The 14,004-nt window shown below is 72.6% G+C and carries 16 protein-coding genes; 4 read left to right on the forward strand and 12 right to left on the reverse strand.

From position 1 onward, the window contains the following. Positions 1-5 precede the first annotated feature (5 nt). The 8 genes from ACWEN0_RS39375 to ACWEN0_RS39410 form a co-directional block, all read right to left on the reverse strand. The gene (locus ACWEN0_RS39375) at positions 6-770 is read right to left on the reverse strand and encodes an SDR family oxidoreductase (protein WP_451985229.1); all 765 of its coding nucleotides are present in this window, start codon (positions 768-770) and stop codon (positions 6-8) included. Next, a complete protein-coding gene (locus tag ACWEN0_RS39380) occupies positions 770-1,648 on the reverse strand; it encodes a dihydrodipicolinate synthase family protein (protein WP_451985231.1) in 879 nt (292 codons plus the stop codon). Before ACWEN0_RS39380 ends, ACWEN0_RS39375 begins: the two co-directional genes overlap by 1 nt. Further along, positions 1,645-2,430, reverse strand: coding sequence for an enoyl-CoA hydratase-related protein (locus ACWEN0_RS39385; RefSeq protein WP_451985233.1), 786 nt, complete (start codon positions 2,428-2,430; stop codon positions 1,645-1,647). The genes ACWEN0_RS39380 and ACWEN0_RS39385 overlap by 4 nt, the downstream gene beginning before the upstream one ends. Further along, entirely contained in the window at positions 2,427-3,608 is a 1,182-nt protein-coding gene (locus tag ACWEN0_RS39390) for a CaiB/BaiF CoA transferase family protein (protein ID WP_451985235.1), read from the reverse strand. Before ACWEN0_RS39390 ends, ACWEN0_RS39385 begins: the two co-directional genes overlap by 4 nt. After that, the gene (locus tag ACWEN0_RS39395; RefSeq protein WP_451985237.1) at positions 3,608-4,963 is read right to left on the reverse strand and encodes an FAD-dependent oxidoreductase; all 1,356 of its coding nucleotides are present in this window, start codon (positions 4,961-4,963) and stop codon (positions 3,608-3,610) included. Before ACWEN0_RS39395 ends, ACWEN0_RS39390 begins: the two co-directional genes overlap by 1 nt. A 10-nt stretch (positions 4,964-4,973) precedes the next feature. Next, on the reverse strand, positions 4,974-6,269 hold the full coding sequence (locus tag ACWEN0_RS39400) for an MFS transporter (protein WP_451985239.1): 1,296 nt from the start codon (positions 6,267-6,269) through the stop codon (positions 4,974-4,976). 71 nt (positions 6,270-6,340) lie between these two features. After that, positions 6,341-6,940 (reverse strand): helix-turn-helix domain-containing protein, encoded by a 600-nt coding sequence (locus ACWEN0_RS39405; RefSeq protein ID WP_451985241.1) that lies wholly within the window; start codon positions 6,938-6,940, stop codon positions 6,341-6,343. 131 nt (positions 6,941-7,071) lie between these two features. Further along, on the reverse strand, positions 7,072-7,419 hold the full coding sequence (locus ACWEN0_RS39410; RefSeq protein ID WP_451985243.1) for an STAS domain-containing protein: 348 nt from the start codon (positions 7,417-7,419) through the stop codon (positions 7,072-7,074). 302 nt (positions 7,420-7,721) lie between these two features. On the opposite strand from ACWEN0_RS39410, the gene ACWEN0_RS39415 reads away from it, so the two are divergent. From ACWEN0_RS39415 to ACWEN0_RS39425, 3 genes are all read left to right on the forward strand, one after another. Then, positions 7,722-8,141 (forward strand): TOBE domain-containing protein, encoded by a 420-nt coding sequence (locus tag ACWEN0_RS39415; protein ID WP_451985245.1) that lies wholly within the window; start codon positions 7,722-7,724, stop codon positions 8,139-8,141. Between the two features lie 106 nt (positions 8,142-8,247). Continuing rightward, on the forward strand, positions 8,248-8,718 hold the full coding sequence (locus ACWEN0_RS39420) for a molybdopterin-binding protein (RefSeq protein ID WP_451985247.1): 471 nt from the start codon (positions 8,248-8,250) through the stop codon (positions 8,716-8,718). Between the two features lie 189 nt (positions 8,719-8,907). Continuing rightward, complete coding sequence (locus ACWEN0_RS39425; RefSeq protein ID WP_451985249.1) at positions 8,908-9,999, forward strand: S1 family peptidase; 1,092 nt, start codon at positions 8,908-8,910, stop codon at positions 9,997-9,999. On the opposite strand, the gene ACWEN0_RS39430 is transcribed toward ACWEN0_RS39425, so the two are convergent. From ACWEN0_RS39430 to ACWEN0_RS39445, 4 genes are all read right to left on the reverse strand, one after another. Beyond that, positions 9,996-10,262 carry a GlsB/YeaQ/YmgE family stress response membrane protein gene (locus tag ACWEN0_RS39430; RefSeq protein ID WP_451985251.1) on the reverse strand — a complete coding sequence of 89 codons (267 nt, stop codon included), beginning with the start codon at positions 10,260-10,262 and terminating at the stop codon, positions 9,996-9,998. The two genes, ACWEN0_RS39425 and ACWEN0_RS39430, sit on opposite strands and share 4 nt — an antisense overlap. Before the next feature lie 91 nt (positions 10,263-10,353). Then, entirely contained in the window at positions 10,354-10,725 is a 372-nt protein-coding gene (locus ACWEN0_RS39435; protein ID WP_451985253.1) for a hypothetical protein, read from the reverse strand. Between the two features lie 4 nt (positions 10,726-10,729). Beyond that, entirely contained in the window at positions 10,730-11,095 is a 366-nt protein-coding gene (locus tag ACWEN0_RS39440; RefSeq protein ID WP_451985255.1) for a DsrE family protein, read from the reverse strand. Positions 11,096-11,160: 65 nt separating this feature from the next. After that, positions 11,161-12,750 (reverse strand): HD domain-containing phosphohydrolase, encoded by a 1,590-nt coding sequence (locus ACWEN0_RS39445; RefSeq protein WP_451985257.1) that lies wholly within the window; start codon positions 12,748-12,750, stop codon positions 11,161-11,163. A gap of 93 nt (positions 12,751-12,843) precedes the next feature. On the opposite strand from ACWEN0_RS39445, the gene ACWEN0_RS39450 reads away from it, so the two are divergent. Further along, a complete protein-coding gene (locus tag ACWEN0_RS39450; protein WP_451985259.1) occupies positions 12,844-14,004 on the forward strand; it encodes an LLM class flavin-dependent oxidoreductase in 1,161 nt (386 codons plus the stop codon).

Raw genomic sequence — 14,004 nt, forward strand, 5'->3', positions numbered from 1 at the left:
CTCCTTCAGAGGGTGGGCACCAGGCCGCCATCGCAGCGGAGCGCGGTGCCGGTGATGTAGGAAGCCGGTGCGCCGCAGAGGAAAGCGGCCGCCGCGCCGAACTCGGCGGGCTCGCCGTACCGGCCGGCGGGGACGGCGGCCCGCGCGTCGCGGGCGACGTCGGCGACCGGCCGGCCCGCCCGGCGGGCGTTGGCCTCGTCGAGGGCGGCGACGCGGTCGGTCGCGATCCGGCCGGGCAGCAGCAGGTTGACGGTGACGCCGTCCGCGGCGACCTCGGTGGCCAGGGTCTTGAGGTACCCGGCGAGCGCGGCGCGCCCCAGGTTGGACAAGGCGAGGTTCGGCAGCGGCGCGGCGACGCCGCTGGACCCGACGGCGAGGATGCGGCCCCAGCCCCGGTCACGCATCCCGGGCAGCAGCCGCCGCACGAGCTGGACGTGCGGGCGCACCAGCGCGGCGATGGCGGAGTCGGCGTCTTCCACGGTGGTCTCGGCCGCGGTCCCCGGTGGGGGGCCGGGCCCGTTGAGCACCAGGATGTCCACGGGACCGGGCGCGGCGTCGACGAGCCGGTCCGGCCCGTCCTCGCTGGTGAGGTCCACCTCGACGCCGATCGCGCCGGGCAGCTCGGCGGCGATGGCTTTCGCGCGGTCGCCGCGCCGCCCGCTGATGACCACCCGCGCGCCTTCGGCGGCGAGCGCCCGGGCGACGCCTTCGCCGAGCCCGCCGGTCGACGCGCAGACGACCGCGACGCGGCCGGTGAGTCCGAGATCCATCAAGCCTCCACGGCGTCGAGCTGGCGGGCGAGCTGGTCCCGCAGCGGTTCGGGCAGCGGCGCCGCGGGCGGGCGGACGGCCGCGTCGAGGATGAACCCGCGCCGGCGCAGGCACTCCTTGCGGATGGCGAGAGCGATCTTGGCCTGCTGTTCGAAGTTCACCAACGGCAGGTAGGGCAGGAACGCCTTCCGCGCGGCCGGGTAGCCGCCCTCGCGCCACGCGTCGACGCAGGCGAGCAGGCCTTCCGGGTACGAGAAGCCGGTCATCGCGCCCGCGGATCCCGCCGCCAGTTCGTCGAGCAGCCCGAGGCCGCCCAGGCCACCGAACACCGGCACGTCCAGCTTCGCGGTCAGCACGGCGATCGCGGGCGGGGTCGGCGGTGCCTCGGCCTTCACGGCGACGACACCGGGTGTGTCCGCCAACGCGGCCGCCAGCACCGACGGTCCGATGTGGACACCCGAGACCAGCGGGTAGTCCTGCACGACCAGCCCGGCGCCAGTGGCCTCGTGGACCGCGGTCAGGTGCCGGACCAGAACGTGCGGGTCGGCCGAGTTCACCTGGACCATGACGCCCGCGAGCCGGTCACCCACGACGTCCGCCGCCAGCTCGGCTTCCTCCAGGACCGGCCGTGTCGCCAGCGAGGCCGCCCCGACCACGAGGGGCAGGCCGACCGTGTCCACCACCGTCTCGAGCACGGCCCGGCGCTCGTCAAAAGCCAGGGCCGCGGCCTCGCCGAAGACGCCGAGAACCGTCAGCCCACTGACCCCGAGACTCTCGTAGTGCTCGACCAGCCGCGCCAGGCTCGGCTCGTCGAGTTCGCCGGTGGACCCGCTGAACGGCGTCGCGACGACGCCCCAGACTCCGGGTGCCAGGCTCATCGGCCCGGCCAAACCGGCGGCCGCTTCTCCTGGAACGCCCGGACGCCTTCGGCGCTGTCCTCGCTGTCGAGCGCGGCCATCAGCGCGGGCAGCCGCGCGGCCCACGCTTCACGGGCGGTCAGCTCGGACGTCCGCTGCACGATCTGCTTGATCGCCCGCAGCGACGTCGGCGCGCAGGCCAGCACGTCGGCGACCCAGCGGTCCACGACGGCGTCCAGCTCACCGGCCGGCGCGACCTCGTTGACCAGGCCCATCGCCCGCATCTCCGCGGCGGGCGCCCGGCGGCCGGTCAGCAGCAGCCCCATGGCCTGGGTGTGGGGAAGCCGCCGGACCAGCTGCGCGACGCCGCCACCGAGCGGGAGGCGGCCCACACGCGGCTCGGTCAGGCCGAACTGCGCGTGTTCGGCGGCGACGACGATGTCGCAGCCCAGCACCATCTCCATGCCGCCGCCGAGGGCGTAGCCGTTGACGCGGGCGATCACCGGGACGTCGAGCGTGGTGCGCAGGCACAGCCCGCCGAACCCGGTCTCCGGCTCGTCGGCCCAGAACTGCAGGCCGGTCTTCCCGATCGCGTTCGCCGACATGTCCGCCCCGACGCAGAACGCGCGCTCGCCGGCCCCGGTCAGGACGACCACCCGGACGTCGGGGTCGTGCTCGATGGCGTCCCAGATCTCGCCGAGCCGGCGCTGGGTGTCCGGCGCGACGGCGTTGAGGACGCCGGGCCGGTCGATCGTCACGCGGGCGACGTGCTTGTCGACCTCGAAGCGGACCTCGTCGGTCATCGCAGGACTCCTGCCTCGGTCAGCGCGGCGATGCGCCCGGCGTCGTAGCCGTGTTCGGCCAGGACTTCGGCGTTGTGCTCGCCGAGCCGCGGCGGCACCCGGCGGACCGACGCCGGCGTCTCCGACAGCCGGATCGGCGCGGCCAGGGTCCGGACCGTCCCGGCGGTCGGGTGCTCCATCTCCAGGACCATCCGGTTGACCGCGGTCTGCTCGTCTTCGAGGGCCTCGGCCAGGCTGTGCACCGGCGCGCACAGGATGTCGACGCCTTCGAGGCGTTTCACCCAGTACTCGGTGGTGTTGGTGGCGAACCGTTCGCGGAAGATCTCCTGCAGCCGAGGCTTGTGCGCGAACTGCTCTTCCAGCGTGGCGTACTCGGGCCGCGCCGAGAGGTCCTCGGCCAGCTCCAGGGCCGTGCAGATGTCGCGCAGCGGGTTCTCCTTGAACGCACCGACCATGCAGACGGCGCCGTCGGCGGTGGTGAACACCCCGGACAGCGGCATCGCCGCCCAGTTCACCTCGCGGCCGCGGTTGAGCTGCATGCACGCCTCCTGCATCTGCATGTGGAGCATCGAGTCGTACATGTTCACCTCGACCTTCTGCCCCTCGCCGGTGCGCTCGCGGGCCAGCAGCGCGAACAGGACGCCCTGCAGCAGGTGCATGCCGGTGGTGTAGTCGCACAACGTCGTCGGGTACACCGAGAGCGGGACGTCGCCGGACGCCCGCCGCCACATCACGCCCGAGTAGGCCTGCGCGATGACGTCCTGGCCGCCCTTGTGCCGGTACGGGCCCTCCTCGCCGAACCCGGTGCCGGACGCCCAGACGATCCGCGGGTTGCGGGCCCGGCAGTCGTCGTAGCCGAACCCGATCCGCTCCATCACGCCGGAACGGAAGTTGCTGACGACGACGTCCGCGGTGGCGATCAGGTCGGCGATCACCTTCTTGCCGTCCTCGGTCCGGGTGTCGACCGAGACGCTGCGCTTGTTCCGGTTGATGGACAGGAAGATCGGGTTGTCCGCGCCGTCCGGGTCCGGAATGGACGACCGGGACAGGTCGCCGACGCCGGGGCGTTCGACCTTGATCACGTCCGCGCCGTAGTCACCGAGCAGCTGCGTGCAGCTCGGTCCCATGTAGACCTGCGTGAAGTCGACGACGGTGACGCCGTCCAGCGGCAGGGACATCAGGCAACCTCCAGTTCCACGGTGGCGTTCGGGGCGGGCACGTCGCCGGGGTCGGCGCCCTGGGCGTGCATCCCGGCTTGGACCAGCTCGGGGTCGACGTCCCGGACGGTGCTCCCGCGGTCGACGGCGATCCCGGCGGCGACTCCGGCCGCCTGGCCCATCGCCATGCACGGCGGGATCTCCCGCGAGATCTTCTGCGCTTCCGGCGTCGCCGAGTAGTGCCGGCCGGCGACGAGCAGCTGGTCGACGTCCCGGGGGAGCAGCGCGCGGTAGGGCGTGTAGTAGTCGCGGCCGCGCGCCACCGAGTCCGGGAAGTGCCGCCGCTGCTGGATGTCGTCCTTGGTGACGACGTATTCCCCCTGCAGCAGCCGGGTCTGGCGCACGCCGATCTGCTCGGCGACGTCCAGCAGGTAGCAGTTCTCGAAGCCGGGCAGTTCGGCCCGGACGTGGTCGAGGACCGCGGAGATGCGGGCCCGGGCGTCGAACTCGGCCGCGGTCAGGGACTCCGGGTCGGCGCCGTCGTAGCCGGTGAGGTGCGGGCAGTTGCACCACACCACGCCCGGCACCGGCGTCTTGAGCCACCACAGTTCCCAGGCGCCGCCGAGCATCCGCTTGACCTTGCGGTTGATCGCCCGGGCCTCGCGCGGGTGCTCCTGCTCGAAGCGTTCCGCGGCGGCCGTGTCGATGCCGCCGAGCCGGAAGACGAGCGTCACGAGGTAGCTGTCGTGGGAGTAGGCGGCGCCGGCGCGGGAGGCGACGTCGATGTCGCCGGTGGTGTCGATGACGACGTCGCCGAGGACGGCCTGCGGCCCGGACTTCGTTTCGCAGACGACCCCGCGCAGGACGCCGTCGTCGACGACCGGCCGCGAGAACCAGCTGTGCAGCCGCAGGTGCACGCCGGCCTCGCGGACGAGGTCGTTCGACACCCGCTTCCAGCCGTCGGGGTCGAAGGCGACGGCGTAGCAGATCGGCTTGGGGGAGGCGTGCGAGTGGAAGTCGAAGGCGCCCCAGCGGCTCCAGCGCCGCCACATCTCCGGCGAGGAGATCCGGTCGGCCTCCGGCGGGAACACCGCCAGGCCCATCCGGTGCATCCGCTCGACGTACTCGGCGACGATGCCGCGCACCGACACCTCGGGGCCGTTGACCATGTCGTCGAGCACCAGCACCATGCCGCCCGAGGCGAGCCCGCCGAGCGCGGCGTAGCGCTCGAGCAGGGTCACCGAGGCGCCGGTCCGGGCGGCGGCGACGGCGGCGCTGACGCCCGCCGGCCCGCCGCCGACCACGACGACGTCGCTGCGCCGCACCACCGGGGCCGTCAGGTCCTCTGTGGACACCGCGAGGTCCGCCAGGTTCATCCGATACTCCTCATTCGCCACGGTAGGTTCCGGTGCGGCGCAGGGCCGCGAGGTAGAGCACCACGCTGATCAGGCACAGCACGGCGGTGTAGGCCGGGAACATCCAGGGGGCGCCGTACTGGCCCAGCCACACCAGCAGGTAGGACGCCGTGCCGCCGAACAGCGCGACCCCGATGCCGTAGCCGAGGCCGACGCCGGTGGCGCGGCAGGGGACGGGCAGCAGCGTCGTGCTGACCACGTTGTAGAGCGTCATGTTGAGCACCAGCACGAGCCCGCCGCCGAGCAGCACCGCGCTGAACCCGCCGAGCCCGGGGCCGGCGTAGAGCAGCATCAGGAACACCGACGGCACGGCCAGCAGCCGCGTGACGACGAACGTGCGGGAGAGCTTCTTGCGGTCGGCCAGCATCCCGGTGAAGATCGAGCCGACGACGAGGATCACGCCCAGCGCCGAGGTGACGGCGAAGACGCTCGTCGCGTTCTCCTTGTACGTGCTGCGCGCCAGGCTCGGCAGGCCGACGTTCCACGCGTAGTTGTACGCCTGCGCGGCGCCGACCACGAAGACCATCGCCAGCAGCGCAAGCCAGTGCTTGCCGATGCCGCGCCAGACAGCACGGTTGTCCGCGGCCGGCCGGGTTTCCTGCTCGGTGTTCAGGCTTTCCGGCAGGTTCCGTCGCATGTAGACGATCACGACGCCGAGCACGGCCCCGGCCGCCATCGGGATCCGCCAGCCCCAGTCCTGCATGGCCGGGCCGCCGATTGCCGCGCTCGTCGCGAAACTGATCAGGGACGCGGCGAGGATGCCGGTGTTGACGAACACGCTCATGACGCCGGCGGCGCGGCCTTCGCGCCCTTCGGCGGTGAGCTCGACCGCGTACGCGGTCGCAAGCGGACCTTCGACACCGGTCGAAATCCCTTGCACCACGCGGCAAAGAAGCAGGATCACCCCGGCCCACACGCCGAGGGTGCGGTAGCCGGGCAGGATGGCGATGACCGCGGTGGCCGCCGCCATCGCGGCGACGGACCCGAGCATCACGCGGCGCCGGCCGAACCGGTCGGCGACCATCCCGAGCAGCACGCCGCCGAGCGGCCGGAAGACGAACCCGACGGCGAACACGGCCAGCGCGCTCAGCGTCGCGGCGACGGGGTCGGAGTTGGGGAAGAACTCGGGGCCGAGGAAGGCCGACAGCAGGCCGAAGATCTGCCAGTCGTACCACTCGAGGGTGCCGCCCAGGCCGAGGGCGACGAGCGGCCGTCGCGCGGCGAAGGTTCTGACGTCGTCGGATTGACGGGTCGACAAAGAAGCCATGGTTTCCGCCTCGCGGGAAAGTGGCTGATAAAGGGGAGGGAGGAGACGCCGCTACGAGGAGCGACCGGTGATCACCAGGTGGGGGGCGTGATCACCCAGACGGCGACGCAGGTTTCGTCGCCGGAGTTGACGTACCAGTGGGGGATGGTGGACGCGTAGCGGATCGAGTCGCCGGCCTCGAGGTGGTGCCGGACGCCGTCGAGGTACACGTCCTTGGCGCCGGAGAGGATGAGCCCGAACTCCTCGCCGTTGTGCCGGTAGGGGGTTTCGCTGCTGTCGTAGCCGGGCGGGGTCTCCACCCAGGTGGCCTCGAGCGCCCCGTTGAGGTCGGGGGTGAGCAGTTCGTACAGCCCGCCGTCGCCCTCGGCGAGCCCGTGCCCGTCGATCCGGCGGCGTTCGAACTTCCGGACCACGGGCGAGCGGTGGTCGTCGCCGTCGAACAGGCGGCCCACGGAGATGCCGAGCCCGTGGGCGAGCTGCACCATGGTCGAGAAGGACGGGTTCGCCTTCCCGCGCTCCACCTGGCTGACGATGCCGGTCGAGACGCCGGAGAGTTCACTGAGGCGTTCGACGGTGAGCCCGCGTTCCTTGCGCATGGTGCGGATCTTCGCCCCGATGGCGGTCAGCATGGAGGCGGTGGGGAGCCCGTTGCCTTCTTCCGCTGACACCATCGCCGACCCTTCAGTTTCGTGATGTGAATGTCAGCATAATGACGGTCTTCACTGAGTCAAGGGTTTCGTTCAACTTGTTGAAGACGAATGAGCGGCCGTACTGCGGACTCGCCCGCGGAACGAGAGCCGGCTCAGCCGTGGGCGGTGATCGCGGCCTCGGCCGTCGGGTAGGTGACGAAGAATTCCGCCAGCCCGGTCAGCTCGAACGTCCGCGTGATCCGGGCGGGGACCGCCACCAGGGCGACCTCCGCGTTCGCCGCCTGGGCCGCGTTCCGGGCCGCGATGAGCGCCGAAATCCCGCTGGAGTCGCAGAAGGTCACCCCGGCCAGGTCGACCACCAGCAGCTGGCCCGCGTCCAGGGTGAGCTCGCCGATCCGGGTGCGGAGCTGGGGCGCGGTGGCCACGTCGAGCTCCCCGCGGACGGTCAGGACCGGGCCGCTGCCCGCCGAAGCGGTCGAAGTGGAAAACGGGCTCGTCACAGTTGATCGCCTCCGCGCAGTGGGGACCGCCAGCCTCTCTTCCCGGCCGGTGACGAGCACGCCGTGCATGCTCACCGCCACATCCTGCCACTCGCGCCGCGGCGGCGTCGGGTGACCGTCGCTACGGCGCCCTTGCCGACGAGGCGCGGCGGGCAGGGGAGGTCGGGTCCCGTCCGTAGTGTTACGTGCTGCAATTGTTGTCGGAAGCCACGTTATGGGCGGTCCAGGGCGATGCAGCGGTCCGGCGAATCCGGCGCCAGGCGTGAAATGCGCAGCTCGCGGCGCCCGGCTAGAGTCCGGCCATGGGACTGAGCATCCGCAACCAGCTCGCGGGGACGGTCGCGGCCGTCACACCGGGCGAGGTGATGGCGACCGTCAAGGCGCGCCTGTCCGGCGGGCAGGAGATCACCGCCGCCGTCACCCGGGAAGCCGTCGAGGACCTCGGCCTCGCCGAAGGCGCCGCCGTGCGCGCGCTGATCAAGTCGACCGAGGTGTCGCTGGCCACCGGGCCGGTCGAGGGGATCAGCATCCGCAACCAGCTGCCGGGCCGGGTCACGGCCGTCGCGACCGGCGGTGCGATGGCGACGGTGAAGGTCGCCGTGGACGGCGGTGAGCTCACCGCCTCGATCACCCGGGAAGCCGTCACCGAGCTGGGCCTCGAAGCGGGCTCGCCGGTCGTCGCCCTGGTCAAGTCCACGGAGATCTCGCTGGCGACCGGCTGAAACAGCCGCGCCTGCGGTGCTTTGGCGCGAATCGTGCCGCAGTTGCGTCCGAGCTGTGCCTGATCGGTGGATGTGCGCGGCCGTGGGGCCGACTTAGCGTGGACGCATGGAGCCCGCCCGCGACCAGCACGTCCTGCCGCCGGCCGGGGCGCTGCTCGTCACCGGGACGGGGTGTGCGTCGCGGCTGATCGACGTCGGTGACCTGCGGGCCCGCCCGCAGATCCGGCTCGACGTCGAGTACGTGACCCGCCGCAAGCGGGAACGGCACGAGGTGCACGGCGTGCACCTCTACGACGTGCTCGCCGAAGGGCCGCTGCCGCTGGACCCGCGGCACAAGATGTCCGGGCTGACCGTCGTCGTGGTGGCGGTGGCCGAGGACGGGTTCCGGGTGGTGCTCTCGCTGGCGGAGATCGATCCCGAGTTCGGCCACTGCGCGGCCCTGCTCGCCACCCGGTACAACGGCGAGGTCCTGCCGCGCCCGACGCTCGTGATGCCGAGCGACCTGCGGGCCAGCCGCTACGTGCGCGGGCTGGCCGAGCTGAGCCTGCTGACCGTCGCCCCGCGGCCCGGCGGATAACCCGGGGCGGACCGGGTTCCTGTCCGGGTGCTCTGCGCGGCACGATGGTGGGCGAATTGCCCGGTACCCATCTTTTGTCCTGTCCGACGAAAGTCGGTACCGCGGGGTCCGGGCCGCGGCTCACCCTCGGGCGCACCCCGGTGCGGCCATCCCTCGCGCCGGCCGTCCCCGTGAAAGCGAGTCAACGGCATGCGCACACCACACCCGCTCGCCCGTTTCGCCACCACACTGGCCGTCGCCGCGGCGGCCGCCGGATTCCTGTCCGTCCCCGCCGGCGCCGCGACCGTCGAGGGCTACTCGCCCGAGGTGCAGGCCGACGCCGTCGCCTCCCTGATGGCCGACGCCGGGATCGGCGAGTCCGCCGCGGTCGCCCTGCTGCGGACCCAGGCCGCCGGCGTCGAGACCCTGCACCGGGTCACCGGCGCCCTCGGCACCCGGGCCGTCGACGGCTACCTCGACGCGGCCGCGAAGCCGGTCGTCAACGTGCTCGACCAGGCCGCCGCCGACCAGGTGACCGCCGCCGGCGGACAGGCCCGGCTCGTGAAGAACTCCAGCGCGGCCCTCGCCGGCGCGCAGCACGCCCTGCAGGCGCTGCCCGCCGTGGCGCACACGGCGATCGGCCTCGACCCGAAGACCAACCAGGTCGTGCTGACCGTGGCCGACGCGGCCAAGGGCACCGATGCCCTGCTGACGGCCGCCGCGTCGCTCGGCGACCGCGTCCGGGTGGAACGCGTCGCCGGCGAGATGCACACGGCGATCTACAACGGCGAGGCCATCACCGGCGGCGGGGTCCGCTGCTCGGTCGGCTTCAACACCCAGCGCGGCGGCCAGAACTACATCGTCGACGCCGGCCACTGCACCCGCGCGGTGTCGACGTGGAACGTCGGGCCGTCGCAGGGTTCGAGCTTCCCGGGCAACGACTACGGGCTGATCCGCAACACCACCGGCAGCGCGCCCGGGGCGGTCACCCTGTGGAACGGCTCGACGCAGCGGATCAGCTCCGCCGGCACCGCGACGGTCGGCCAGCGGATCAGCAAGAGCGGCAGCACCACGCACCTCACCTCGGGCTCGGTCACGCGGACGAACGTGACCGTGAACTACGCCGAAGGCTCGGTGTCCCAGCTGATCCAGACCGACGCGCTGGTCAACCCCGGCGACTCGGGCGGCTGCCTGTTCGCGGGCAGCGTCGGGCTGGGCATCACGTCCGGCAAGGGCAGCGGGACGTCGTTCTTCCAGCCGGTCGGCGAGGCGCTGAGCGCGTACGGCGTCAGCTTGACCTAGTCGCGGCGGCCGCGGCCGAACGCCATCCGGTAGATCACCAGGATGATCAGTGCGCCGAGGACCGCCAGACCCCAGGTGCGCAGGTCGAAGAAGGTGCCGAGGTCGGTGTGGAACAGGGTCTTGCCGACCCAGCCGCCGACAAAGGCGCCGCCGATCCCGAGCAGGATCGTGATGATGCAGCCACCCGGGTCCTTGCCCGGCATGAGGGCCTTCGCGATCAAGCCCGCGATGAGCCCGAGCACGATCCAGCTGATGACGCCCACGGTGCCTCCGTCCGCCTGTCTTCCCGACCGCAAGAGGATGGCAGGCGGACGGCCGCTCGGCGCGCCGAGCCACGCCGACGTGACCGGATTCTCAGCCGCGGAGCGACCGGTAGCCCGAGCAGAGGACGCGCAGCCAGACGATCTCGCCGTCCCGCGCGGTGTAGTAGGCCTGCTGCTCGACCAGGTGGTCCACGTCGTCGCGGCGGACCCGCAGCCGGTAGGCGACGTGCCGGCAGCCCGCCACCCGGCCGGTGCGCACCGAGCACAGCTCGACGATCCGGCGGCCTGGGCCGAACCACTGGCCGAGGACGATGTCGTCGACGATCTCCGCGGGGTCCGAGGCCGTCCAGTGCCGGCCCGGGGTGAGGGCGGCGAAGTCGACGTCGCCGGCCAGCACCGCCTTCAGCGCGGCGGCGTCCCGGACGGCGAGCGCGCGGGCGAACCGTTCGCCTTCGGTGGTCATGGCTTCAGTAGCTGAACGTCGTGACGGGCTCGTCGCCGATCCACTCCCACATCGGCACCGTGCCGCCGAGGGAGGCGTTCGCGACCAGGCCGTCGTCGGCGAGGTGGCGGGCGGTGAAGCAGATCGGGCAGACGAGGAAGCGCCCGCCCGCGGCTTCGTAGCGCTTGACCAGTTCGGCCAGGGGCGGGCAGCCTTCGCACGCCGTGGCCTGGGCGAAGCCGTCGAGCGCGAGCCGGACGGCCTCCTTGGTGAGGAACATCAGGGTCGCGCGGTGCTGTTCGGCGGCACCGACCGCGACGAGGAACGCGACGGTGACCTTTTCCGGGTCTTCGAGTCCGGTGGTGAGGCTGACGACGGCGCGGGTGGGCATGGCGGGCTCCTTTCGGCCGGAGTCAGCCTCGCCCGGCCCGGCCGCCCGCGCATGGGGCGGATGCCTCATCTTCCGGGCAGGCCGGTGATGCCGTGCTCGAGGGCGAACAGCCCGGCACCGGTCCGGTTGGACACCCCGGCCTTGGCGTAGATGTGCTCGACGTGGTTGCGGACGGTCTTCTCGCTGATCGACAGCGACCGCGCGATCTCCCGGTTCGAACCGCCGCCCGCCAGCAGGCGCAGGACCTCGACCTCGCGGCCGGTCAGCCCGGCGGGGTAGGCGGTGCGGCGGCGCGCGTGCCCGGCGGCGAGCAGGACGGCGTCGACGGCCTCGGCGTCCAACCGGGACTCCCGCGCCTGCTGCCGGAGGATCTCGGCGGCGTCGACGGCGTCGCGGGCCGGGCGGTGCGGCCGTGGTTCGCGCAGCGCGTGGTAGACGTCGGCGGCGGCGAGCAGCCGGGCGTGCGGGGCCAGCGCCGCGCCTGCCGCGCCGAGCGGGTAGCCGGAGCCGTCGAGCCGCTCGTGGTGCGCCGCCGCGACGACGGCGACCTGCTCCAGACCGCTTACCCGGCGCAGGATCCGGCCGGTCAGGTAGGGGTGCAGGCGCACGCGTTCCCATTCGGCTTCGGACAGCGGGCCGGGCTTTTCCCAGATGGTGTTGGGCACGCCCATCCGGCCGAGGTCGTGCACCAGCCCGGCCCGCCGGACGAGCCGGACGTCCGGCTCGGGCAGCCCGGCGTGACGCGCTGCCTCGGCGGCGAGGTCCGCGACCCCGCGCGAGTGCCCGAGGGCGAACGGGCACTTGAGGTCGGCGAAGTCGCCGATCGCGGTGAGCAGGTCGTCCAGTTCGGACCCGGTGAGCGTCCGGTCGCGGTCGGGGGCCTGCTCGAGGGCGGCCGTCCAGACGTCGGCCTCGAGCAGGCCGTCGAGGATTTCCGGTGCGGCACCGGCGAAAGCGGCCACGACGGCGGGGTCGAACCGGCTGCCACTGCGGGCTTCGGCCATCGCGACGGCGGCGCCGCTCCCGCCGCGCCGCAGGTACACCTCGGCGACTTCGGCGAGGTGCACCACGCGCACCTCGATCGGCAGCCGGTCGCCGCGGACTCCGGCGGGCAGGCCGCTGCCGTCCCAGCGTTCGAAGGTGCCGGCGAGCGCGGTGCCGACGGCCGCGTCCAGCCCCAGCCGGTGGGCGAGCTGCCCGGCCGAGGCGCAGTGGGAGTGGATCAGCTCGGCCATGCGGCCACGGGCCCTGGCGAGGAACGCGGCGGCCACCACCCCACGGGCGACGGGCCCCCGGTCACGCCCGGCGTGCGAGGCGAGCAGGCGCAGGAAGGGCAGGCCGGTCCAGTCGACGCGGTAGGTGGCGGCGCGGAACGCGAGGTCGTCCCCGAACCACGCGGCCAGCTCGTGGGAGTCGGCGTGGCAGCCGATCCAGGCGACGAGGGTGGCGTAGTAGGTCGTCCCGCGCTGCCGTTCGTCGAGGCCGAGCCGCCCGGCGAGCCGCGTCGCGATCACCGCGGAGCGCAGCATGTGCTCCATCGGCTGCCCGAGTCCGAGATCGATGGCGAGCGACAGCGCGGCCAGCACCTCGGCCCGCCGCGGCCCACCCGGCTCGACGGCCATGGTCACCGCCTCTCGCGCGCCCCTGCGCGTCACTCTACGACTGCTCCTTCCGGGCGACCATCGGTAACGGCGCGGTAGCTCTCGGGGACTGACTTCACGGTTACCCCGACGAAGCGGAGGCCGTGGATGAAGGTCGACCTGTTTAACGAGATCCAGAACCCGCGGCCCTGGCCCGAAGGGCACGAGCAGGTCCGGTTCCGGCAGGCGATCGAACAGGCCGTCCTCGCCGACGAGCTCGGCTACGGGTGCTGGTGGCAGGTCGAGCACCACGGCGCGGGGGAGTTCAGCCTGTCGTCCGCGCCCGAGCTGATGCTGGCCGCGCTTTCCCAGCGGACCAGCCGGATCCGGCTCGGGCACGCCGCGGTGCTCGCGCCGGGGCGGTTCAACCACCCGATCCGCGTCGCCGAGCGGGCCGCGACGCTCGACCACCTCAGTGGTGGCCGGGTGGAGCTGGGCCTGACGCGGTCGACCATCCCCGAGTGGCGGCTGTTCGGCATCCAGCCCGACGAGGCCAGGGCCCAGACGCAGCAGGCGTTCGAAATGGTGCCGAAGATGTGGACGGCCGAGGCGTTCTCCTACGAGAGCGACGCCTACCGCGTCGACGGCGTCCCGATCGGGCCGAAGCCGCTGCAGAAGCCGCACCCGCCGCTGTGGCAGGCGGCCGCGAGCCCGGCGTCGTTCGAAGAGGCCGGCCGCCGCGGGGTCGGCGTGCTGGGCACGACGATGTGGGAGTCGCTGGAGCGCGCCGGGCGGCTGGTCGAGCTGTACCGGGCCGCGGCCGGGCAGTGCACGTCACCGGTCGGGGCGTTCGTGAACAACCAGGTGGGGTTCTTCACGTTCGTCCACTGCGCGGACACCGACGAGGAAGCGATGCGCAACGGCGCCGCAGCGGCCGCGGCCTGGTACACGGTGACGGCCCTGACGTTCTTCGAAGCGGCGACGGAGTTCGTCCGCGTCAACGCCCGCAACGAGGAGCTGAAGCGGGCGCCGGGCCTCACGGGCGACTTCCTGCGCGGCGAGGCCTCGAACACACCGTCGGAGGCGAACCTCCTCATCGCCCGCGTCCTGCAGGGCGAGCAGGTCGCGGACGACGAGGTGTTCGAGGTGCTGAGCGCGCAGGACTCCCTGATCGTGGGCAGCCCGGAGACGTGCCGCAAGAAGCTGCGCGCGTACGCGAACCTGGGCATCGACCGGATGATGTGCCTCCAGCAGATCGGCGGCATCCCGCACGAAAAGGTGCTGAAGAGCATCCGCCTGATCGGGGAGCTGATCCCCGACCTGGCGTGA

The organism is Amycolatopsis sp. NPDC004378 (assembly GCF_053602455.1).

Bases quoted from the DNA above. Each gene is read 5' to 3' on its own strand.
- ACWEN0_RS39395 (WP_451985237.1), bottom strand. From the start codon at position 4,963: ATGAACCTGGCGGACCTCGCGGTGTCCACAGAGGACCTGACGGCCCCG.
- ACWEN0_RS39450 (WP_451985259.1), top strand. From the start codon at position 12,844: ATGAAGGTCGACCTGTTTAACGAGATCCAGAACCCGCGGCCCTGGCCC.
- ACWEN0_RS39400 (WP_451985239.1), bottom strand. From the start codon at position 6,269: ATGGCTTCTTTGTCGACCCGTCAATCCGACGACGTCAGAACCTTCGCC.
- ACWEN0_RS39415 (WP_451985245.1), top strand. From the start codon at position 7,722: ATGGGACTGAGCATCCGCAACCAGCTCGCGGGGACGGTCGCGGCCGTC.
- ACWEN0_RS39405 (WP_451985241.1), bottom strand. From the start codon at position 6,940: ATGGTGTCAGCGGAAGAAGGCAACGGGCTCCCCACCGCCTCCATGCTG.
- ACWEN0_RS39420 (WP_451985247.1), top strand. From the start codon at position 8,248: ATGGAGCCCGCCCGCGACCAGCACGTCCTGCCGCCGGCCGGGGCGCTG.
- ACWEN0_RS39425 (WP_451985249.1), top strand. From the start codon at position 8,908: ATGCGCACACCACACCCGCTCGCCCGTTTCGCCACCACACTGGCCGTC.
- ACWEN0_RS39440 (WP_451985255.1), bottom strand. From the start codon at position 11,095: ATGCCCACCCGCGCCGTCGTCAGCCTCACCACCGGACTCGAAGACCCG.
- ACWEN0_RS39385 (WP_451985233.1), bottom strand. From the start codon at position 2,430: ATGACCGACGAGGTCCGCTTCGAGGTCGACAAGCACGTCGCCCGCGTG.
- ACWEN0_RS39390 (WP_451985235.1), bottom strand. From the start codon at position 3,608: ATGTCCCTGCCGCTGGACGGCGTCACCGTCGTCGACTTCACGCAGGTC.
- ACWEN0_RS39375 (WP_451985229.1), bottom strand. From the start codon at position 770: ATGGATCTCGGACTCACCGGCCGCGTCGCGGTCGTCTGCGCGTCGACC.
- ACWEN0_RS39380 (WP_451985231.1), bottom strand. From the start codon at position 1,648: ATGAGCCTGGCACCCGGAGTCTGGGGCGTCGTCGCGACGCCGTTCAGC.
- ACWEN0_RS39435 (WP_451985253.1), bottom strand. From the start codon at position 10,725: ATGACCACCGAAGGCGAACGGTTCGCCCGCGCGCTCGCCGTCCGGGAC.